The sequence below is a fragment of the Idiomarina piscisalsi genome (assembly GCF_003987095.1).
GTDB lineage: Bacteria > Pseudomonadota > Gammaproteobacteria > Enterobacterales > Alteromonadaceae > Idiomarina > Idiomarina piscisalsi.
The window spans coordinates 1-22314 of the sequence record NZ_PIQA01000007.1 but is presented as its reverse complement, the minus strand read 5'-3'; the positions used below and the strand labels follow the sequence as shown (position 1 = coordinate 22314).

Here is a 22314-nt window from a genome sequence, read left to right as displayed (position 1 = left end):
ACTTTATTTAGGTTTTTCTCCTATGGACTCTAAGCAATGTGACTACAATTTAAGCGATAACTTTCTGCCACCGAAGTTTGGCGACAGTGACACCATCCACATTGCTTTTATTTTAGTGGACCAGTTTTCGTTGTTTGCACTGGCGTGTATTTCGGAACCACTACGTGTTGCAAACAGACTTTCCGGCGAGCATTTGTTTGAGTTTTCTTTTGTTACGGACACCGGCAAACCTGCAACCGCCAGCAACGGTATGAAAATAGACGCCGATTATCGCATAGATACCTGCCCCGATGACTACCAAACCTTTATCGTCGTGTCAGGGTTCGACCCTTATGAACATGCCTCGCACGAATTATACGCTGAACTGCGTCGCCTGGCCGCCAACGGCTATAGTCTCGGTGGTGTTGATACCGGTGCGCAATTATTGATTAAAGCCGGTGTCATGAGTGGCCAGCGCACCACCATGCACTGGGAAGCGGCCAGCAGCTTCAAAGAAGGCCACCCAACGGTGCAAGTGGTACCCGAGCGCTTTTTAATTGAAGAGAACCGCATTTCCTCTTCGGGAGGGCTCAGCAGTTTAGACATGATGCTGAACATTATCTGGGCCAGTCACAGTTACGAACTTGCCGCCGATGTTGCCGAGCAGTTTATGTATCATCGCATTTTAGGCGCAAACGACTCGCAGCGTATGAAGCTACGCAACCGTTTAATGACCACCAATCGTAAGCTGATAAAAGCCGTCTCTCTGATGGAAGACAACCTCACGTCAAATTTATCCATTCGCGAAATTGCAGAGAAAGCATTGGTGTCTCAACGTGAACTTGAGCGACTGTTTGCTAAAGAGCTCAATACAACTCCGAAAAAATATTACCGCAAGTTACGTCTGGAGCACGCCCGTCAACTACTGCACCAAACCGAGTTGTCGGTGCTGGAAGTCTCACTTGCCTGTGGTTTTTCATCCGCTGCCTATTTAAGCGCTATTTACAAAGACGAATTTGGTATTCAACCGAGTAAAGACCGAGGATTACTGCACGCTCCTTAAAAATTGTCGAAAAACCATAAGTCGCTCTCGCTTTCTCAATAGTTAGTGACGGGAAAACCGCTAGCATGATAGAAAACTTATCAATGCTTAAGGTGACTTATGAACAACAACGTCATTGTGACATGCGCTATTACCGGGGCTGGTGACACGACCGGCAAAAACCCAGCGGTTCCGGTAACCCCAAAAGAAATTGCAGAGTCAACTATTGCTGCCGCGGAAGCCGGCGCTTCTGTTGCTCACATTCATGTGCGCGATCCGCAAACGGGCAAGCCCAGTCGTGACGTGGCACTTTATCGCGAAGTGGTTGACCGGGTCAGAAGCAGCAACACTGACATTGTACTAAACCTCACCGCCGGCATGGGCGGCGATCTTTTTTTGGGACCGGACAGCGACCCGACTCAGTTCACTCAAGATACAGACCTAGTGGGCGCAGAAGAGCGCCTGGTTCACATAGAAGAGCTGAAGCCAGAAATCTGCACCTTAGATTGTGGCTCACTTAATTTTGGTGACGAAAACCTCGTTTATGTGTCCAGTCCGGAAATGCTGCGTAAAGGCGCTAAACGTGTTCAAGAGCTTGGTGTAAAGCCAGAGCTTGAGATTTTTGACACCGGCAACCTTGCGTTTGCCAAACAAATGCAAAAAGAAGGCTTGCTCGATTCGCCCGCGTTATTTCAGCTGTGTTTAGGCATTCCCTGGGGAGCGCCGGCTGATACCACCACCATGAAAGCAATGGTCGATAGTTTGCCAGACGACTCAGTATGGGCCGGTTTCGGAATTGGTCGTCATCAATTTCCAATGGCGGCACAAGCCGCACTGTTAGGTGGCAATATTCGTATTGGCTTAGAGGACAACTTGTACTTGCGCAAAGGCGAACTGGCCAGCAACGAACAACTGGTTGAAAAAGCGGTAAACCTTTTAGATAACTTAGGGGCTGTGCCAATGACACCGCAGCAAACACGAGACAAGCTGAACTTGGTAAAGGTGGGCTAATATGACACAGGCAACAGCAGCTATTATTGGAACCGGCGTTATTGGCGCCGGCTGGGCAGCACGTTATCTTGCAAATGGGTATCGTGTGAAAGCCTGGGACCCAGGTGAAAATGCTCATGAAAAGCTGAAAGAAAGTATCGAAAATGCCTGGCCGTCGCTCGAAAAACTGGGCTTAAAAGACGGTGCCAGCATCAATAACTTAACGTTTTATGACACACTGGAAGATGCCTGTGAAGACGCAGACATTATTCAGGAAAGCGCGCCCGAAGTGGTTGAACTAAAATGCTCACTGTTAAAGCAAATTAGTGAGTGTGCCCCAACCGATGCCATTATTGGCTCATCAACCTCAGGCTTTAAGCCCAGCGTGTTACAAGAAAATGTGGCGCTGCCCGAGCGCTTAGTCGTAACGCACCCGTTCAACCCGGTGTATTTACTGCCATTGGTCGAAGTTGTTGGTGGTGAGAAAACCGCCGCTGATACCATTGACAAAGCTCAGCGCATTTATAAAAGCCTGGGTATGCATCCGCTGCATGTTCGTAAGGAAATTGATGGCCACTTGTCCGATCGCTTGCTTGAAGCTTTGTGGCGCGAAAACCTTCACCTAGTGAACGACGGTATTGCAACAACCGGTGAGCTGGATGATGCCATTACCTACGGCCCGGGCTTACGCTGGGCGCTCATGGGCACCAACTTGACTTATCATTTAGCCGGCGGTGATACCGGTATGCGGCACATGCTTAAGCAGTTCGGCCCCGCTTTAAAGCTGCCCTGGACCAAACTGGAAGCACCGGAGCTTACCGAGTCATTGATTGATCGCATGGTTGAAGGAACTCATGAACAAGCAGCTAACCGCAGCGTTAAAGAGCTTGAGCAGCTACGTGACAACTGTCTGGTTGCTATTATGGAAGCGCTTGCTCAATATGAAGTCGGTGCCGGAAAGGTTCTGTCTGATCACCGCAAAACAGTATAAATGCAGAGAATGCACCTGAGGCTTATAGCCCCAGGTGACGTTTTTTTATTTCGCAATAAAATGCGGGTTCAAATAATCGTCTTTTTGGTTGTAAAGCAATGGGTCGCCGTTAATGGTGGTAATGTCGCCACCGGCGGCGCTTAACACGGCATGAGCTGCGGCGGTGTCCCACTCACAAGTGGGGCCTAAACGCGGGTAAACATCGGCTTCGCCTTCAGCCACCAGACATATTTTCAATGAACTGCCCATAGGTACCATTTCGTACGGTTTGCCTAAGGCGTCCAGCCAATCCGTCGTTTCTTGTGACGGGTGTGAACGCGAGCCTACTACACGCAATGTTGCCGGGGCCTCGCTAGCCACTTTAATCGGCTTGTCATTCAAAAAGGCACCCTCGTCGCGCTCGCCAGTGTACATGGCATCCAGGACCGGAGCGTAAACCACGCCCATCACTGGTACGCCTTTTTCAATTAACGCAATGTTCACGGTAAACTCACCGTTACGCTTAATAAACTCTTTAGTGCCATCGAGCGGGTCAACCAGCCAATAGCGATTCCAGTGTTTGCGTTGCTCCCAGCTAATGTCTGAAGACTCTTCAGAAATAATCGGATACTGCGTCTCGAGCGCGCGCAAGCCTTCGCAAATAACCTTATGCGCTGCCAAATCGGCCTTTGTCAGCGGGCTGTCGTCGCCCTTTTGTTGCACGTTAAAGTCATCACTTTCATACACGTCCATAATGGCAGCGCCAGCATCGCGGGCAATTTGTTTTACGTTATCAAGCATGGATAATCCCTTGTCCTTTCAAATACTGCACCACTTGTTCAGCGGCTTGCTCTATTGTCATTTCATCTGTTCTTAAATGCACTTCGGGCTTCTCTGGTGCCTCATAAGGCGAAGAAATCCCCGTAAAGTGAGGAATATCGCCGGCACGCGCCTTTTTGTATAAACCTTTGGGGTCGCGTTGTTCGCAAATTTCCAAAGGCGTATCAACAAACACCTCAATAAAATGCTCACCCGCCAGTTCACGCGCTTGTGCCCTGTCCGCAATAAAAGGAGAAATAAACGCCGTTCCGACTATTAAGCCTGCATCTAAAAACAAGCGGCTAACTTCGGTAATACGTCGAATATTTTCAACACGGTCGGTGTCATTAAACCCCAAGTCTTTATTCAGGCCATGACGCACGTTGTCGCCATCTAACAAATAGGTGTGGCAACTTAACTCAAACAGCTTCCTGTCCACAGCGTTTGCAATGGTGGACTTACCCGAGCCACTTAAGCCGGTATACCAAAGCAACGCCGGTTGGTGTTTTTTCTGGGTCACACGGTCGTGGTGCGAGACAGCGGCATCATGCCAAACAATGTTTTCTGTCATGGTTGTTTCTTTAAAAAAATGATAATCGAATTGTACCGTAAATGAAGCGCCTTGCGTAGCTTACCCACGGTAGCCGTTTGGGTTATTCTGCTGCCATCGCCAAGTATCACGCATCATATCGTCAATGCCCATTTCAGCTCGCCAACCCAGTTCGCTAAATGCTTTACTCGCTTCGGCCCAAAATGCGGGTAAATCTCCCGCACGTCGCGGTGCAATGCTATAAGGAATGGTCACGCCGGTAACCCGTTCAAAAGCCTGAACCACTTGCTTAACTGACGTCGCCTTACCGGTCCCTAAGTTATAAATATGAGTGCCTGACTGTTCCGTTGCCTTAAGAGCAAGCACATGGCCTTTTGCCAAATCCACAACGTGTAGATAGTCTCTTTCGCAAGTGCCATCCTTAGTGTCATAGTCATCACCAAAAATAGACAAACTCTCCCGTCGCCCTACGGCTACCTGAGCAATAAACGGCATCAAATTATTCGGAACACCTTGCGGATCTTCACCTATTTGCCCCGACAGGTGCGCACCAAAAGGGTTAAAATAACGCAGTAGCACCGCCGACCACCGCTCGTCTGCGAAACTGATATCTGTCAGTATCTGCTCAACCATGGCTTTAGATGTGCCGTACGGGTTGCTTGTTTTCCCTCTAGGCATATCTTCCCGGTAAGGAACTGGTGCATCTTCGCCATAAACCGTCGCTGACGACGAAAAAATCAACTTCGTCACACCAGCAGCCGCCATAGCCTGCGCTAAAACCACACTGCCACTGACATTAACCGAATAGTAATCTAAGGGTTTAGCAGTGCTTTCGCCAACCGCCTTTAAACCAGCAAAGTGAATTACCGCCTCAATACGGTGACGTTCAAAAATGCCATCCACTGCCGCCCTATCACGAATGTCGGCTTTATAAAAGGTCACGGTTTTCCCCGTTAACAGCTCAACACGTTTAAGGCTTTCTGCACTGGCGTTACAGAGATTATCTAACACAACAACATCATAGCCACTGGTCAATAATTCCAATACGGTATGGGAGCCAATGTATCCGGCACCTCCTGTTACTAAAATAGTCATAATAATCGTCCCTAATTTACATTGGCTTGCATGTTCTGCAGTCTGGTCATTCTAATTTTTAACAACTTGGTCAGCGCTATAAACCCGATTATCAGCAATAGCAGTACACTCACTCTAAGCCAAACTACTACCTCAGCATACTGAAGCGCGCCTCCAATAAACGCCACACCAAACATTATCAGCGTCAATATCACTAACGTTTGTCGTTGCGAATAGCCGGCTTTTTCAAACAAGTGATGTATATGCTGGCGGTCAGCCAGCCAAGGGCTTCGCTTCTGTTTCAGGCGTCGAGCTAAGACAGTCACAATATCCATTAACGGAATGGCAATTAAAAACAAGGCGGTTACAGGTTCAATAACCTTATTGCTTAAGTGAGGCTGCGAACCGACAATAAACAGCCACGTCAAAACAAACCCCATCAGTAATGACCCGGCATCTCCCATAAACACTTTAAATGAGTGACTGTCAGCCTGAAGGTTACTCATAAAATAAGGAAGAACAGACGCAATACATACCCCACCTAACCACACAAGCAGTGAATTACCTGCCAAATAACTTAGTATTGTAAAACTTGTCAAAGCAACTAATGAGCTCACACCAAGCAGCCCGTCAATGCCGTCTATCATGTTGAATGCGTTCATAACACCGACAAAGGCCACCACTGTAAACGGCACGGCGAGCAGGCCCAACTGGATATCTCCCAAAGCCATTAAGTTACCTAACGAGACTAAGTAGGCATCACCATAAACTGTCACAATACAGGCAACACCTATCTGACCTATAAGACGGACACCAACACTTACATCGTAAATATCGTCCAGCAATCCTATAAGAATAATAAGCCCTGCACCGACCAAAAAAGATACCGTTAAAGTGCTCAGCGGTAACCATAAGGCTGCACTCGCTGCAATGCCACAAGCGACCGTCAAACCACCAATTAACGGCGAGTGAATCGTATGTAACTTTCGTTCGGAAGGCTTATCAAGCAACCCCCATGAAGGGGCCACTTTACGGAAAGCAATAAGTGCCGAAGCACTCACAAAAAAGCTCAGGAAAATGGCTAGCCAGGAAAGTTCAGTCATTCATACATCCGTTGTCTAAAAGCGTTTTAATCGCAACACTTTTCGCTTCATGCTTCTACGAATACGGAAAAGCAGCGTCGCTGTTTGCAGCACTTTCCGCTCTTCGGCTATCTCGTTTAGCGCCTGTTCCACCGACGTCAAGCGCCTACTATTAGAGCTTAGGTAACGTGGGTAAATAATTAATGTTGCCGCCACTAACTCGTACAAACTGCGCGTTTTCTGCCTGCGCAGATTAGGATATAAATCTTGAGTAAGCCCCCAGCCAGAGTAAAAAGGCTGTCCATAACAACATACCCGAACACCTCTTAGCAAAGCCTCAAACCCCGTCAACGAAGTCATAGTATGCACTTCGTCACCAGGCGCTAATTTTTCTAATAAGGACGCCATATTATCACGTATAACAATTTCATCACAAAACTGAACCTGCTCCGATTCATTAGAGTCAGGGTTACGCAGACCCGCCACTACATCCGGATGCGGCTTGTAAACAATATGAGCGTCCGGGTTACGCTTTCTTACCTGAGCCAACAGCTCAACATTCTGCTTTAAGTGCGGCGAGCCATATTGAATGGACGCATCTGATTCCACCTGACCTGGCACTAAAATTACTGTTTTCGCCATTTTAGGACGCTTCCAACTGTTGTCTCCAACATTGTATTTACTCACCTGCTCTTTCACTAGGCGCTCAACCAAGGCGTCGGCTCGGCTAAGTTCTTCCTCAGAAAACTCATAGTCATTCAAAATAGCTTCAAGTCGTGAAGGGCGGGTGGCATCGTAATACATGCCCATATCATCAATAACCCAAGACTTTGGCGCCGTTAAGTCGGCTCCCAGCCCTACTGAACGAATAAAACCATCCTCAACACACAAACAATTAGGCTTCTCTTGACGCCCCCAAACCACACAAGGTCCATTCTCGGGCAATGCTTCACCACGTGGCATGAATTGTAGCTGTGTGCCCGAAAAAAAAGTCTTCAAATACTCACGTTTCCAGCGCGGAAAGCGTTCTGCCAACAGCTTTTCAGGAAAGCGTTGGCGCCAGATGCGCTGTTGACCAATCCACTCCATCAGCTCTTCAACCTGACATGCCGCCTGCTTCTCGGGGTGCCAATAACGTGCGTAACGCACCAACGCAGCGTATAGCAACTGTTGCAACGACACCGGCTTTCGACGCGAAGGGGCTTTCAGGGCATCGTTAGTCAGCCCCCAACCAGCATAAAACGGCATACCAAAGGTATAAACGGTTTTTCCCCATAACAAGGCCTCAAAGCCTACCTGAGAGGTCACACAAAAAACGGCATCTGCGCCTTCAATAATATCCGGCGTATGTAAGGCGCGACCTTCAAGCCTGACATTAGGCTCATTCGCGAGTTTCTCGATATTGAAATGGCCTTGCTTCAAACCGGCAATAACGTCTGGGTGCGTTTTTATGACCAATAAATGGTCTGGAAAACGTTGTTTCGCCACAGAAAGCATTTCCTGAAACGACTCAGCCGACGCCAACCCATAATTGATAGACGCATCGCCCGCCGTTTGGTCGACCAAAAGCACATAAGGCCGACCATAATCGACATTATGACTTCTATGAAGGTTGTATTTTGATAGCTTTAACTCACACCACCTGTTTTGAATAGTGTTAGCGCGTTGCTGCTGTTCTTCATCTAACGGCTGTAGAATAAATGCTTCCAATTCTGACGCCGAACGAGCATCGTAGTAAATGCCCTCTGAATCCGCCACAACACCCAGAGGCGGACAGTGAGCGCCCAACTCGACCGATCGCAAAAATGCGTCTTCAATACGCAACAACGGTAAGCGGTGTCGCTTGGCGTAACGAGCGGCAACCAGGGAAGAAGGTTTTCGCCCCCAAGCCAAAACAGCTTTTCCCCGGCTGTTTCTGACGTTTATATAGCGCTTAATCCGTCCAACAAAGCTAATATCAGCACCCAGCATAGGGGCTAAATGCTTTACTTTTCTTAATGCTGGAGACACCGAAATATAATTGTTTTTGTTTCGCAAAGAGGTATTTCCTTTTACCATAACGGTTAACTACAATAACAGCGTATTATTACCGCATTAAGAACGACAAGGACGACAACTTTTGGCTAATGAATACCCAACCCCGTTACGAATTTTATTCGTGGCTGGCAATAAAAACGCCGCGAAGTTTTTGTCTGATCCGGCTTTTATTTATCGTTGCCAAAACCCCGCATTAGCGCTTAGCGATAAAGGCCATGATGTCACATGCATTCATTATAAAGAGCTTAGCCAACAAAAAAATCCTGTCGACCTAATTATTTTTCACCGTCCATGTTTTAGAGACTTAAAGTCTCGTTGGCTGTTGTCTGCTGAGCTCAAAAAGCGCAGAAAACAAGGTGCTATGTTAATTGCCGACTTCGACGACTTAGTTTTTGACCCAGCATATGCCGAATTCAGCCCCGGCGTCATTAATGATTATGTGTCGCTCGAGCAGACCTATAAAACCTTTGCGCAGCATGCTAAAACCCTAAACTACTTTAATGTACTAACGGTCTCAACACTGCCGTTAAAAGAATATGCAGATGAACGGTTTGACCCTGACAGGGTATTCTGGATGCCAAACTCACCGCACTATTTATGGCGTGACAAAAACCCAACACCAGAAAGCTCAGACACATTCACCGTTTGCTACTTGCCTGGAACCCGCAGTCATGACAAAGACTTTGCACTTATAACAGAGCCACTGGCTGACTTTTTAACAGAGCACCCGGATGCCCAATTAAACATTACCGGAGTACTTGAGGAAGAACGTTTCCCCAAACGGTTAAAAGCACTGTCTAAACAGATACAATGGCAGGAAAAACAACCTTATGACAACTATTGGCAAGTAGTGAACAGCGGCCACTTGCAACTTGCGCCATTACAAGACACGGTGTTCAATCGTTGCAAGTCAGCCCTGAAAGCTATTGAAGCAAATTTCTTCAACCGACCCGTTATTGCCTCTGCTATTCCTGACATGCAACGGTTCACACAGCCAGGTGTTCAGCTTGCAAACAGCAGCGACGACTGGTATCAGCAGTTAACAACCGGCTATCTGCGGCGTGAACAAAACCATTGTTTGCGCAAGCAAGTACTTGAACAATACACTCCAGAGCAGCACGCAGCCGATATACTCACGTGCTACCAGCAGAGCCTGTCACAATGAATTCAGAGTTCAGAACAGTCACCGGCGCTAAGCAAGCCAGTCAGGCCGGACGTTATGACTGTGAGTTATTGCACAGCTTTCGCTACCACTGGCAGCAACAACAAAGCTTTGAGTGCTGGTTAGACTATATGATATTTAAACGCCAGCTAGGATACCCGCTGTCTCCGGCGCATCTGCAACTGGCACAGGATTGGCGTCACAAAAACTGGCTGCAGCGGTTTAAACACAAACTATATGGGCATCGTGCCCGACAATTGAGAAACTTAATTGACGAGACTAAAGGCAACTTTGCTAACCCCGCCGTCAAAACACCGTTTCAACAGAAAGTCACGGCCTGGCGGCAGCACGAAGCACAGCACTTTCAGAAATTGCAGCAACGCCTCAGTAACGCTAATGTGGTGGTGGTTGGCAACAGCCCAAACTTAGCTGGCCAGGCTCAAGGCGCACAAATAGACACCAACGATATTGTGGTGCGCTTTAATCAATACGCCAGTGAGCACACTAGAGAACGCGACATTGGAAACCGACTCGATATCTGGGTAATGGCGCCTGGATACCAAGGCCCAGTCCCCGCCAACGTTGAATTTGTCATAGTGACAGGTCCTAATATGCTATGGTGGCAACAAAATTGGCGCATCCTTCAAAGCCATAGCGGCAAGGTTATAGGCGTGCCTTTAAACTATTGGAAGCACTGTGTTGAATTGCTTAGCGCCCCACCAAGTGCTGGCTTTTTAGTGGTGCAACTTTTAAAACAGCTGCCGACAAAACAGTTAAGTATTACGGGGTTTGGCGTGCAAGAAGGTTCTCCTTACCACCATGCCATAAAAGGGCACCAAGCGGTCAGTCGTCACAACTGGAGCGCCGAGAGCAAAATAATGACGGAATGGATGCAGCAACATCGCTTATGAGTACAATTCAACTGCTTGTAAAAAGCCGACACTGGTCTGTAAACAGCCATGTTAACCAACATATTCTCCACAACCTATCGACTTCAAAGCTCGGATGGCAGCGCATTGTCGTTATTGCGAAAAATGAAGCAGCAGAGCAATTCCTAGCGCACCAAGGCATGATTATGGCGCGTCAGAACCATCACTTACAAGGTGTGCCACTGCACTACAACGACCCAAAGAAAGCCTCACTGGTATTCTACCGCCATAACCCTCTACAAACTCTAACCATGGACTGGGTTCCCCCGGTAGGAGTTGAAATGGACGAGAAGCCTCTGTTCTCTATTCGCATAAAGCCTATTTCTGCCGTCAAAGCCTGGTTTTTTATGCTACAAACGGTGGCTCGAAGAGACAAAGCTAATGGGCATAATGCGTCACAAATTTACCGCCTGACTCGTGCTCGTCAAAAACGTCGTGGGCGCTCACATGCCTTGCGCAAGCTGGTACAAGCGTATCAACCACTTCTACAGCACCAGCTGATAAGTTGTGAACCTTTTAATTACTGGCGCTTGCACAGCGAATCAAAAACTCGCGAAGCCTTACTGGCTCATTACAAGACAACGGACAGCCAGAAAACGGCAGCGCTACCAGAGAATGTCAGCGACATTAAGTCTGACCAGTGGTATCACACCCCCGCGGACGGTGTCATTTATACGAAACAGTTCGAGCAACTGCTGCATGCAGCCACGGTTGTCGCGGATCAAAAACATGCCGACATTATCTACTGGGATCACGACCATATTAATGAACAGGACGAGCGCGTACTGCCTCATTTTAAGCCCGACTGGAGCCCAGACTTATTGGCCGCGCAAGACTATATTGGCCCGGCTTACGCCATTAAAGGCCGCTGTTTAAAGAACGCTTATAACAGGGTGAAAAACACAAACGACCACTATATCAGGTTAGTCGAAGCGGTTAAGTCGCTGGGACACCAACCGAAGGTTTTGCATATTCCGGTTATTCTTGAGCATCACACCCCACAAGTGGCTATTGATGACCCCATGGCTACAATTGAAACAAACCGCCAGCAAGCGGTTTCCCATTGGCTAACACAACAAGGTGACACGGTTGAGTCATTTGCATCAGCGGTTGAAAGCGGTGTGCGAAAAATAAACTTTGGCATTACCCCGGGCCCGGCAGATAAACCACTTATTAGTATTATTGTGCCAACACGCAATGCCTTAGACATAACCCAAAATTGCATTAACAGCGTGCTGCAAAAAACTGAATTCAATAGCTTTGAAATTATTATTGTCGACAACCAAAGCGACTGCCCACAAACGCTGAAATGGTTTGAAGACATTCAAAAAGAACCTAAGGTGCGGGTCATTCGCTACGACGCGCCGTTTAATTACTCAGCCATCAATAACTTTGCGGTCACTCACGCCCAGGGCGAGCTGCTTTGCTTTTTAAATAACGACACCGAAGTTATTAATGGCAGTTGGCTTGGGGAAATGGCGCAACAGGCGCAGCGCTCTGGGGTGGGGTGTGTTGGTGCTAAACTGTATTACCCCGACAATACCGTACAACACGCCGGGGTTGTGCTCGGGCTTTGGGGGCTGGCTGGCCATGGCCATAAAAACTTTATCCGCCATTCGCCGGGCTACTGCCAACGCCTGGCCAGTTTACAGAATTACAGTGCTGTCACTGCTGCTTGTTTAATGATGAAAGCGTCAGTTTTCAACAAGGTAGGTGGCTTCAACGAAAAAGAGCTGAAGGTAGCATTTAATGACGTGGACTTATGCTTAAAAGCGCTGGCAGCAGGGTATCGTACGGTGTGGACTCCATACGCAGAGCTGTATCATTTTGAGTCAAAAACACGAGGCAAAGAAGACACGCCCGAGAAAAAAGCCCGTGAGCGCGGCGAGGTAACCTATATGCAAAAGCAGTGGGCCGAACTGATAAAACACGACCCAGCCTATAACCCTAATTTAACGAAGCTGCAGGAAGACTTTGGGGTTAACCTTGAACCAAATTTTACGCTTAAACCTTAGGTTTTTTTAAACGCTTTTTGTAAGCATCGAGTAAATTAGTGAGCTGTTTTTTCCTTTCCGGGTCTTTTGCCCGGCGAGCGGCCTCTTTCAATAACTTAGAGGCCAGCGGCACTTCTCTGTTATCAGCCAGCCACTTTGCCATTTCCGACAGGTAGTCTACCGGGTTTGACTGTTTTGACGTAAAAACCTCAACAACCGACGGTGGAATGGGCACCTTCACTTTTTGCCCCTGGCCTGGCAGGCTCACCACTTCAGGCTCTAAAATTGGCAAGCCCATTATTTCGGCTAATTTCAAAAGCGCGTAAGGTAGCTCAGCTTCATCGTTGTCTTTTAACTCTGCAGCTAACCTGGCTTTGAATGTCTTTATTAACTGAGGCGTTTCGTTGCATAAGTACTTATAAACCTTCAGTACTTGTTGCAGTGAGTCACCCTGCGAAGCGTTTTCCAGCGGTACAACACTTTGCGGTTCTAAAAAGCCATTTGGACAATACTCCAAAAGCTCATTTTTCATGCGCGCCATGGGCTTTTCGTGCAACTGCGTTATCGCGTCGTACACACTTGAGCCAACCACCTGAACTGACGAGTTAGAAGAGCGGTTATTTTCAGCGTCAGAGTATTTTTGTAACGCCCGGTCAATCGTGACGTTTTCATAGCTTCTGTCTTTATCCAGCAAGCCATTCAACAAACGCTTCAACTCTAGTGCCCCGGCGGTATAACTGGTGTTTATTTTCTTCTTGTGCAGTTTAAAACGTCTTAAAGACCAACCTGAAATGCCTAAACGTTGCAAAAAATCGTATTCAATACGGCCCTGATAAAAAGCGCTCTGAAAATACGGTCGAATACTAATGGAATTATCGCCCAGCGCCCTTTTCCAGTCAAAAAACCGCTGCCCGTTAATACCCGGGTTATTCACTATGCCCTGTTTTGTTAAAAATTCACTCAGGGTCATAGTTGAATAATGACGCTTAATAGACTGGTTATGGTTCGACACTAAAGACTCAAGCGGGTGCCTGTAATAAGCCAGTACCTGCAACTCGTGGCCTTCGAATAATGAAGTAACCGAATCGAAATAGCGATACATAGCTTCCGACGACAACAGCAACTGACAGCCCCTAGCCTGCGCTTCCTGTAACCATTGCTCAAGTTTTTGAGCCGCCTCTTCTAGCTGGCCTTCCTGCAGCATAGAACCAAACTCGGCATGACCGCCCGACACATTGTTTGAATCAAAATTGTGCTCTGGATAATAAAAACCGTGTTTTTGTAAACGCTTGCGGTTTTCATTAAGAAAAAACTGGATAGCCGACGTTCCTGTTTTCGGCGCTCCAATATGCAATACCACCTTCATTGAGTTTCCCTAGCTTTATTCACCGCAGCAACCAGCTTATTTTTTACTTTAGCAGGCGCGAACTGTTGCGCCCGCGTCCAGGCAGAAAGTCCTATTTCTTTTAAACGTTGCGGCTGTTGGCGTAACTGTTGCAGTGCGTCAATAACGGCCTGCTTGTCTTTATAGCGCACCAGTATTCCGCAGTGGTCGTCCAGTAGTTCCGGAAGCGCCCCCCAGTTGTACGCAATAACCGTTCGACGCGCCGCCATAGCCTCTACAACACTGCGTCCAAACGACTCCTGAACATGCGATAAGTTAAGTACCACATCCAATTCTCTCAGTGCCGTTGCCGGGTCTTCGACATACCCTTTAAGCGTGACACAAGAGCCAAACCGCTGGCTCAGTTGTTCCACCAGCTCCGTTTCCGGGCCATATAATACAAAGTCATAATGCCCGGTAGTATACAGTTCACTGGCTACTTGAAAGAAGTCTTCAACGCCTTTTTTTGCGACATTACTGCTTAGCATACCTACGGTTAGCGGTTTTACAGAAGGTTCACGTATTGTCTGGTTGTCAAAATGGTTAACATCAACCACATTTGGCACTACCGCCACACGTTCTGGCTGCTGAAAATACTCAGCAACGGCCTGCGAATTTGCGACCAACCAGTCATTTAACGACAGCACCGCTGTTTTAATGGTATCAGCATCTGCTCCCAGCACATGACAGAGCTCCGGGTCCGCTTGCGGTAGCTCCCGCACATGACAAAGAACCGGGACGCCGGCCATGCGAGCGGCCTTTTGCGGCTCTAATTGGGTGAGGGTATTCACATAAACCGCCTGCACATTGTGCTGCTGTAACCAGGTTGCTAAAACGTCCACAAGCGGCTGATCAAGCTTGCGATCGGCCTGCCACCAACGTAATGGCATAAAGCTCACGGCATCGGCCAGTGCGGTCACACTGTCAACATAAGCGGTGTTGTGCGCTGAAGGCAACAACAGCCACAAGCGATAGTCGTCACGCAACATGGTCAGTAAGTCTAGCAAGCTTTTTTCCGCGCCAAAGGCATCGCCAACGGTGCTGTGTGCCACAACCAGTAACAATGGTTTTTGCGTCGTGCCGTTAAGTCCCTGTAAGTCACTTTTTAACAACTTCAGAGGCTCAGCACCCGGCTCTTCGGTTAAAAATGCCGATAAAGGATTTTTTCCATCGTCTAGCTTCCGTATAAAACTATAGGCGCTGCTGCTGAATAAGCAGCTGGGGTCGCGCCCTTCAGCACCACCAAATAGGGTGTAATGACGCGCCGCATCCATGCCTGCTTTTGCCACATCGGGGTAGCGCTCTAAATAGTAGTCGGCATTGAAATAACAGCTGTTACTAATAACATCAATTTCATTTTGCTGCTGCGCCTGCGCTGTGCCACGACAAAGTTGCAGCGGCGCAATGAACGGCCTGCGCTGAGGGTAGCGGGATAAATACGTTACTGAACGGTGCCATTGCTCGGCCGCTCGTTGATAGTCGGCACGAGCGCCACCCAATTGGGTTTTAAGGTGCGTCGCTGACGCTTGAGTTAACGCCCCTTTGCTCATGCGCCCAAAGGCTAAGGGGACGTCCGGGTTGACATCTTTTATCGCCGAGCCGCCAAACACGGTCTGTAAGCGATAATAGAACTCGGTGTCACCACCGGCACTGACCGCGTCCCAATAACCTAAGCGCTTAAAAGCACTGCGGCGAAACATCAGCGAGGAAACATTGGGGTAAATCCAGGAGGCTTCGGGCCGCCAGTGCGTAAAGTTCAGCTGTTCGTCAGTGCGCACCCAGGCACTGCGTGTGGCCATCAAACTTTTGTTCGTTATTAACGCCTTCACCTGGCGCTCTATTTTCTGCGGATGCGACCAGTCGTCGGCGTCATGGGTGGTAATAAACTGGCCTTTACTGCGATCCAGCCCCGCATTACGTGCCCCATAAGCGCCCTCATTAGTGGTTAGTTGCACACACTCAATACGGCTATCGATTGCCGCAAGCGACTGCATCACTTGCCACGTATTATCGGTGCTGGCATCGTCAACCACAATAATCTGCAGCTTGCGCCAGCTTTGGTTCAGTACGCTGTGTACCGCGGTGGGCAGAGTTTTTGAGCAGTTATAGCAGGGAAAAATAACCGTGACTAGCGGCTGGCGTTGCCACCATTTTTTCGCCGGCAGCGCGTGTGCGGTTAACGCATCAAAAAGGCTCTCACCCGGGTTAAACGCTAACTCTGCCAAGCCACTGCTACGGTAAATGCTGTTCAAAGGTGTTAATTTCGCCTCGCCACTTTGCAGCATAGACTGAGCAAGCGCCCGGTTATGTTGGTAAAGCTGACTATTGACTGGCCAGTTGGGGCTATTGATCAGTTGCTCTGCACAAGCGCTATGAGACAGTTGAATGTAGGCCTCAAAAAGGCATAAATAAGGCGCCGGTGTTGGCATTAAGTGTAGCAACAACGAAAATTGCTCAAGTGGGCCTATGTATCGAACCACAGCAGACCAGTCGCCATTAAACGCATACCAGCGTGCCAACACCCAACGGGCCACTTCAGCTTCCGGGTCATTTTTTTCAGTCAGCGCCTGCAGCTCCGGAATGACTGACTCGTTACCCTGCCAAAGCCGCTGCTCCAGTATTAAGGTAGGCATAGGCCCTGGCCAACGGCCCTCATAACGACCAAAGTCATTATAGTGGCTCCAGGCGTCCTGACCACTGAGGGCAACATCGGGGTAGGTTTCTAAGTACCAACTTTCGTTAAAATGCTCTCGTAACATGCCATTTATAACCATAGTGAGGCAGACCGCTTTACTATAATGGGAAAACCCATGGTATGGCTAATAAAGACAACACGATATAAACAAAAGCAGTTGGCACACCACTGTAGAGGAAGTGCTTCAGTCGATAGTTGCTGGCGTTAAACACCATAAGGTTGGTTTGGTAACCGTACGGGGTTATAAAACTGGCCGAAGCCGCAAAGGCTACGCCCAGAATAATGGGAAACGGGTCAACACCCATACCTTGCGACAAACTGTAAGCTACCGGAAACATCAATGCAGCAGCGGCATTGTTAGTGATAACTTCCGTGAGAATGTAGGTAATTAAGAACACACCAGCGAGTAACACAAACGGCGTATGACCCGCCAGACTTGAACGCGCAAAGTCGGCAATAGCAGCTGATGCACCGGTGTTGGTGAGTGCTTCGGCAATACATAGCGCGCTAGCCACTATCACCCAAATTTCAACCGGAAAACGGCGCTTTATTTCGTTAACGTTCAGGCAACCCGTAAATAAAAGCGCGCCAATTAAAAAGAGTACGCCGTAGAAAAGCGACGCACCAGTAACAACGGTGCCGGCAATCATGGCTAAAAAGCCGTATAAAGTCAGCTTTTCACGCCAGCCACTCAGCATATTTTCAGGCTCGACACCGCTTAATACGTAAAAGTTTTTGCTCAAGTTGGTACGCGAGGCAAAGTCAGGACCGGTCGCTAATAGCAAGAAGTCACCCGCTTGCAGTTTTACCTCCCCGAGTTTGCCGCTAATTTTGCCGCCGTCTCGACGAATAGCCACAACAGCCGCGTCAAAGCGCGCCCTAAAGCCAGTGGATTTTAACGTACGCCCGGTTAACACCGACTCTTCTTTTATTATTACTTCGGTTAGCTGGTGCGTTTCTAAACCATTGTCGTCGGCGAACAGTTTTAAGCCGTCGAACTGGTTCAACGTTTTTACTTTGCTAATGTCGCCACTGAATAAAAGCTTGTCTCCTGCTTGCAGAACGTCGTAGCGTGCTACTGGCCTTAAGACTTCATGCCCGCCTTTGCGAACAATTTCGGCCAAGAACAGGTCTTCTAAATGACGTAAACCGGCTTCGTCGACGTGTTTACCGACTAGGGGCGAGTCATCACTAAGCTCTGCTTCAACGTAGTACTCGGTGGTTTCTTTGCTGCCGTTTTCGTGGTGCGGGAGAAAGCGGCTAACAATAAACAGCGTAATAAGCCCGCCGGTTAATACAATGGCACCCACTAAGGTAAAGTCAAAAAACTTAAAACCAGCATGACCGGTATCGGTAAACATGGAGTTCACGATAAGGTTGGTTGAAGTACCAATTAAGGTTAACGTGCCGCCCATAATTGAGGCGTAAGACAACGGAATGAGCAGCCGTGAGGCGGGCACCTTTTTGTTGTTACGCACGGAGTTGAGTAAGGCCGCTACTACCGCGGTATTGTTAAGCACCGACGAAGCCAGTGCGCTTAAGCCCATGGTGCGCCAAACGCTAGCGGGCTCTGAGTTTGTAAATAAAAACCGGCTTACTTTGCGTAGCAAGCCGGTTTTTTCAAGGGCAAAGGAAATAAGAATGAGCATAATGAGTGTTGCCAAGCCTTGGTTTGCGGCATTAGCAAGCAGCTCATCGGCTGAGATCCAGCCGGTAGCTAAGGTAACCAGCATCGCCCCACCGAAAATTCTCGCGCTGTACTGCTGAAATTTTATCAGCAGCACAACCATAAGAATCAGTAATCCGGTTAGAGCGAATATATCCGGCATCGAGTTATTTCAGCAGGTCTTTAGCGCCCCAATGTGGGAAGTGCTTGCGAATTAGGGCGTTAAGCTCTAGTTCGAACTCGCTGTAGTCTCCTTTCTCTTCGCCGTTGTCGTCAGACGAGAGCGCTTCGTCAACCATGCCCGCACCAACGGTCACATTGGTCATGCGGTCGATAATAATGAACGCACCGGTTTCCTTATGACTTTGGTACGCATCAAACACCACAGGGTCATGCACGTGCAAATCGACCAAACCAATTTCATTAAGCTCAAGCTTACCGGCCTCTTTTTCTTTCAGAGTATTCACATCAATTTGATGGTGCACGTCGGTAATTTCGCCGCGGGTGAACTTAGAGTTGAACTTAATGTAATACTCGCGATGCGGCTCCAGCCCTTTTTCGTGCATCCACACGACTTTAGCGCGCATACGGTTCGACACGTGCGGTAAGTTGTCCTTGCGCACAATCATGTCGCCGCGGCTAATATCAATTTCGTCATTCAGCGTTAAGGTTACCGCCATTGGTGCGTGCGCTTCTTCTAATTCACCGTCAAACGTCACAATAGACTTAATGGTGGAAATTTTACCTGAAGGTAAGGCGCGAACCGTGTCACCCACTTTGACAGAGCCCGAAGTAATCGTCCCCTGAAAGCCGCGGAAGTCCGAGTTAGGACGGCACACCAACTGCACCGGCATACGGAAGTCTTCGGTATCCTGAGGCTGGTCAATTTCAGCGTTTTCTAAATATTCCATCAAGGTCGAGCCACGGAACCAGTCCAGCTTGTCACTGCGGTTAACCACATTGTCGCCTTTCAGGGCTGAAATTGGCACAAAACGAATGTCCGGAATTTCCAGCGAGCCGGCCAGTTTCAGGTAGTCGTCCTGAATTTTCTTGTAAACGTCTTGCGAGTAATCCACCAAGTCCATTTTATTAATGGCAACCACAACGTGCTTAATGCCCAATAAAGAACAAATATAGCTGTGGCGGCGGGTTTGGGTTTGTACACCCCGGCTGGCATCTATAAGAATAACCGCTAAGTCACAGGTTGACGCACCGGTCGCCATGTTGCGGGTGTACTGCTCGTGCCCCGGCGTGTCGGCAATAATGAATTTGCGTTTGTCTGTCGAGAAATAGCGATAAGCCACGTCAATGGTAATGCCCTGCTCGCGCTCAGACTGTAAGCCGTCTACCAGTAGCGCCAAATCCACTTCATCGCCCTGAGTACCCGACTTTTTCGAGTCTTCAGTAATGGCGGCCAGCTGGTCTTCAAAAATCATCTTGCTGTCGTGCAGTAAACGACCAATAAGTGTACTTTTGCCGTCATCCACACTGCCGCAGGTAATAAAGCGCAGCAGCTCTTTGTTTTCGTGCTGTTCTAAGTACGCCAGAATGTCTTTTTCAATTAATGGTGATGCGTGGCTCATTTTAGAAATACCCTTCCATTTTCTTCTTCTCCATAGAACCCGCGCTATCGTGGTCGATAACCCGGCCCTGACGCTCTGACGTTTTGGTCAGCAACATTTCCTGAATAATTTCAGGCAAAGTTGCCGCGTCAGACTCAACGGCTCCGGTTAACGGGTAACAGCCCAGGGTACGGAAGCGCACCATCTTCATTTCTGGCGTTTCGCCGTCTTCTAACGGCATACGGTCGTCGTCAACCATAATCAAGGTGCCATCGCGCTCAACCACCGGGCGTTCTTTCGCCAGGTATAGCTGAGGAATGTCGATGTTCTCTAAATAGATGTATTGCCAAATATCCAACTCGGTCCAGTTCGACAGAGGGAACACACGAATGCTTTCGCCTTTGTCGACTTTACCGTTGTAGATATTCCACAGCTCAGGGCGCTGGTTTTTCGGGTCCCAGCGGTGGTTTTTGTCACGGAACGAATACACACGCTCTTTTGCGCGCGACTTTTCTTCGTCGCGGCGTGCACCACCAAAAGCCGCATCAAACTTATACTTATTCAGCGCTTGTTTTAACGCCTGAGTTTTCATCACGTCGGTATGCTTGGCGCTGCCGTGGCTGAATGGACCAATGCCCTGCTCTACGCCTTCCTCGTTAATGTACTCAATAAGCTCAAAGTCGTACTTTTCGGCCATGCGGTCACGAAACTCTATCATTTCGTGGAACTTCCATGTGGTGTTTACGTGCATAAGCGGAAACGGAATTTTACCCGGATAAAAAGCTTTGCGTGCTAAATGCAATAGTACGGAAGAGTCTTTACCCACCGAATACAGCATAACTGGGTTATCAAATTCAGCCGCCACCTCGCGGAAAATTTGAATCGACTCGTTCTCAAGAGCCTTTAAATGGGTTAATCGTTTTTCGTTCATTCGTTGTAACTGCCCTGTCTTTTTAATTGCGCGTATTGTAGCTTGTCAGCATGTTTTATTAAAGCATCGCACCTGATGTGAACATCAGGCTACGGCCGGGGCCTGCTGGAACATTTTGGCGTTGGTGTCTTTGTCCGAAAGCACAGGCTCACCGTCAAGCGGCCAGTCAATGGCAAGCGTGGGGTCGTCCCAGCGCACACTGTGTTCGTCGTCGGGGGCGTAATAGTCGGTGCACTTATAACAAAACTCGGCGGTGTCGCTCAGTACATAAAAACCGTGCGCAAAACCCGGCGGTATCCATAGCTGATGCTTATTTTCAGCGCTTAACTCGGTACCCACCCACTGACCAAAGGTTGGTGACTTAGCACGCATATCGACCACTACGTCGAACACCCGCCCCTGAGTTACCCGCACCAACTTGCCCTGCGGACGTTTTAGCTGATAGTGCAGGCCACGCAGTATGCCTTTTTTAGACTTGCTGTGGTTGTCCTGCACAAAGTTAAAGTCGCCACAGTGCTGCTGAAACTCATTCAGCCTAAACGTCTCCATAAAAAAGCCGCGCTCATCACCAAAAACAGTAGGGGTTATCAGCTTAATATCAGGTATTTTCTGCGGTTGATAGTTCATGTTTGTGGCTTCATCTCCGTAAGGTGCAATGTCAAATATTCCGCCAGGGTGTGCTGCAAAGCCTGCTGCCAGCTTGGCAGGGTAATGTTCAGGGCTTGCTCAATTTTTTCTACGTTTAAACGTGAGTTCAGTGGTCGCTTGGCTGCTGTCGGGTAGTCTGCGGTACTCATAGCGTCGACTTTTTTAATGGCCAAAGAGTGCCCGGCTGCTTGTGCCTGCTCAAAAATAGCGTTAGCAAACTGGTGCCAGTTCGTTTCGCCCTGCGTGGCTACGTGGTATACGCCCGTCAGTTCATGCGCCAATAATGGCCGGGTTGCCAGCGCCGCCACCTGTGCAAGCAAACGTGCAGGGGTTGGGGTGCCTATTTGGTCGTTAACAATACTGAGTTGCTCACGCTGTTTTGCTAAGCGCAGCATGGTCTTCATGAAGTTATTGCCGCGGGCACTGTAGACCCAACTGGTGCGCAGAATAAGGTGGTTACAGCTTGAACCAATAATGGCACGGTCGCCTGCCCACTTGCTACGCCCGTATTCCGATAAGGGCGCTACCTTCGCGTTTTCAGTATAAGCCTTTTCACCGTCGCCGGGGTACACATAGTCTGACGAAAAATGAATAAGCGCAGCACGGTTATTCAGGCAGTAGTCAGCCACCTGTTTTGGCAGTAAATGGTTCAGCTTGTCGGCCCGTTCTGGCTCTGACTCGGCTTTGTCCACCGCGGTATAAGCTGCGGCGTTCGCAATAAGCTGTGGCTGGTGAAAATCCAAATAATCTTGAACCGCATTGGCGTTAGTTAGGTCGAGTTCATTACGCATGGGCGCCAA

The 22314-nt window shown here is 48.6% G+C and carries 18 protein-coding genes; 6 read left to right on the top strand and 12 right to left on the bottom strand.

Going from position 1 to position 22314, the window contains the following annotated elements; all coding sequences use genetic code 11:
• Positions 1–22 precede the first annotated feature (22 nt).
• The 3 genes from CWI73_RS09250 to CWI73_RS09240 all read left to right on the top strand — a co-directional run bounded on the left by CWI73_RS09250 (position 23) and on the right by CWI73_RS09240 (position 3002).
• Positions 23–1042 carry a GlxA family transcriptional regulator gene (locus tag CWI73_RS09250; RefSeq protein ID WP_126752528.1) on the top strand — a complete coding sequence of 340 codons (1020 nt, stop codon included), beginning with the start codon at positions 23–25 and terminating at the stop codon, positions 1040–1042.
• Positions 1043–1141: 99 nt separating this feature from the next.
• Entirely contained in the window at positions 1142–2032 is an 891-nt protein-coding gene (locus CWI73_RS09245; RefSeq protein ID WP_053954366.1) for a beta-keto acid cleavage family enzyme, read from the top strand.
• A 1-nt stretch (position 2033) separates the two neighbouring features.
• Entirely contained in the window at positions 2034–3002 is a 969-nt protein-coding gene (locus CWI73_RS09240) for an L-carnitine dehydrogenase (protein ID WP_126752527.1), read from the top strand.
• Between the two features lie 45 nt (positions 3003–3047).
• On the opposite strand, the gene cysQ is transcribed toward CWI73_RS09240, so the two are convergent.
• The 5 genes from cysQ to CWI73_RS09215 are packed head-to-tail and all read right to left on the bottom strand — an operon-like array spanning position 3048 to position 8543.
• On the bottom strand, positions 3048–3782 hold the full coding sequence (gene cysQ, locus CWI73_RS09235) for a 3'(2'),5'-bisphosphate nucleotidase CysQ (protein ID WP_126752526.1): 735 nt from the start codon (positions 3780–3782) through the stop codon (positions 3048–3050).
• Entirely contained in the window at positions 3775–4371 is a 597-nt protein-coding gene (cysC, locus tag CWI73_RS09230; RefSeq protein WP_126752525.1) for an adenylyl-sulfate kinase, read from the bottom strand. Before cysC ends, cysQ begins: the two co-directional genes overlap by 8 nt.
• 60 nt (positions 4372–4431) lie before the next feature.
• Complete coding sequence (gene galE, locus CWI73_RS09225; protein ID WP_126752524.1) at positions 4432–5445, bottom strand: UDP-glucose 4-epimerase GalE; 1014 nt, start codon at positions 5443–5445, stop codon at positions 4432–4434.
• A gap of 11 nt (positions 5446–5456) precedes the next feature.
• Positions 5457–6527: an undecaprenyl-phosphate alpha-N-acetylglucosaminyl 1-phosphate transferase gene (locus CWI73_RS09220; RefSeq protein WP_126752523.1), complete on the bottom strand. Its 1071-nt coding sequence runs from the start codon at positions 6525–6527 to the stop codon at positions 5457–5459.
• Positions 6528–6542: 15 nt separating this feature from the next.
• The gene (locus CWI73_RS09215) at positions 6543–8543 is read right to left on the bottom strand and encodes a capsular polysaccharide biosynthesis protein (RefSeq protein WP_198675176.1); all 2001 of its coding nucleotides are present in this window, start codon (positions 8541–8543) and stop codon (positions 6543–6545) included.
• 82 nt (positions 8544–8625) lie between these two features.
• Here CWI73_RS09215 and CWI73_RS09210 point away from each other — a divergent pair, with 82 nt between their 5' ends.
• From CWI73_RS09210 to CWI73_RS09200, 3 genes are read left to right on the top strand one after another with little or no spacing between them, the layout of a single operon-like run.
• Entirely contained in the window at positions 8626–9708 is a 1083-nt protein-coding gene (locus CWI73_RS09210; RefSeq protein WP_126752521.1) for a glycosyltransferase, read from the top strand.
• Positions 9705–10616, top strand: a complete 912-nt coding sequence (locus CWI73_RS09205) for a glycosyltransferase family 29 protein (RefSeq protein ID WP_126752520.1) — start codon at positions 9705–9707, stop codon at positions 10614–10616. Before CWI73_RS09210 ends, CWI73_RS09205 begins: the two co-directional genes overlap by 4 nt.
• Complete coding sequence (locus CWI73_RS09200; protein ID WP_157980633.1) at positions 10613–12649, top strand: glycosyltransferase family 2 protein; 2037 nt, start codon at positions 10613–10615, stop codon at positions 12647–12649. The genes CWI73_RS09205 and CWI73_RS09200 overlap by 4 nt, the downstream gene beginning before the upstream one ends.
• On the opposite strand, the gene CWI73_RS09195 is transcribed toward CWI73_RS09200, so the two are convergent.
• The 7 genes from CWI73_RS09195 to rfbD form a co-directional block, all read right to left on the bottom strand.
• Entirely contained in the window at positions 12639–13994 is a 1356-nt protein-coding gene (locus tag CWI73_RS09195; protein WP_126752518.1) for a hypothetical protein, read from the bottom strand. The two genes, CWI73_RS09200 and CWI73_RS09195, sit on opposite strands and share 11 nt — an antisense overlap.
• Positions 13991–16771, bottom strand: coding sequence for a glycosyltransferase (locus CWI73_RS09190; RefSeq protein WP_198675175.1), 2781 nt, complete (start codon positions 16769–16771; stop codon positions 13991–13993). Before CWI73_RS09190 ends, CWI73_RS09195 begins: the two co-directional genes overlap by 4 nt.
• A gap of 34 nt (positions 16772–16805) precedes the next feature.
• Entirely contained in the window at positions 16806–18536 is a 1731-nt protein-coding gene (locus CWI73_RS09185; RefSeq protein ID WP_126752516.1) for an SLC13 family permease, read from the bottom strand.
• A 4-nt stretch (positions 18537–18540) separates the two neighbouring features.
• On the bottom strand, positions 18541–19956 hold the full coding sequence (gene cysN / locus CWI73_RS09180; RefSeq protein ID WP_126752515.1) for a sulfate adenylyltransferase subunit CysN: 1416 nt from the start codon (positions 19954–19956) through the stop codon (positions 18541–18543).
• A 1-nt stretch (position 19957) separates the two neighbouring features.
• On the bottom strand, positions 19958–20893 hold the full coding sequence (gene cysD / locus CWI73_RS09175) for a sulfate adenylyltransferase subunit CysD (protein WP_275046254.1): 936 nt from the start codon (positions 20891–20893) through the stop codon (positions 19958–19960).
• 57 nt (positions 20894–20950) lie between these two features.
• A complete protein-coding gene (gene rfbC / locus CWI73_RS09170) occupies positions 20951–21493 on the bottom strand; it encodes a dTDP-4-dehydrorhamnose 3,5-epimerase (RefSeq protein ID WP_126752513.1) in 543 nt (180 codons plus the stop codon).
• Positions 21490–22314 (bottom strand): dTDP-4-dehydrorhamnose reductase (rfbD, locus tag CWI73_RS09165; protein WP_126752512.1); only part of this gene is annotated, 825 nt, incomplete at its 5' end. The genes rfbD and rfbC, both read right to left, overlap by 4 nt.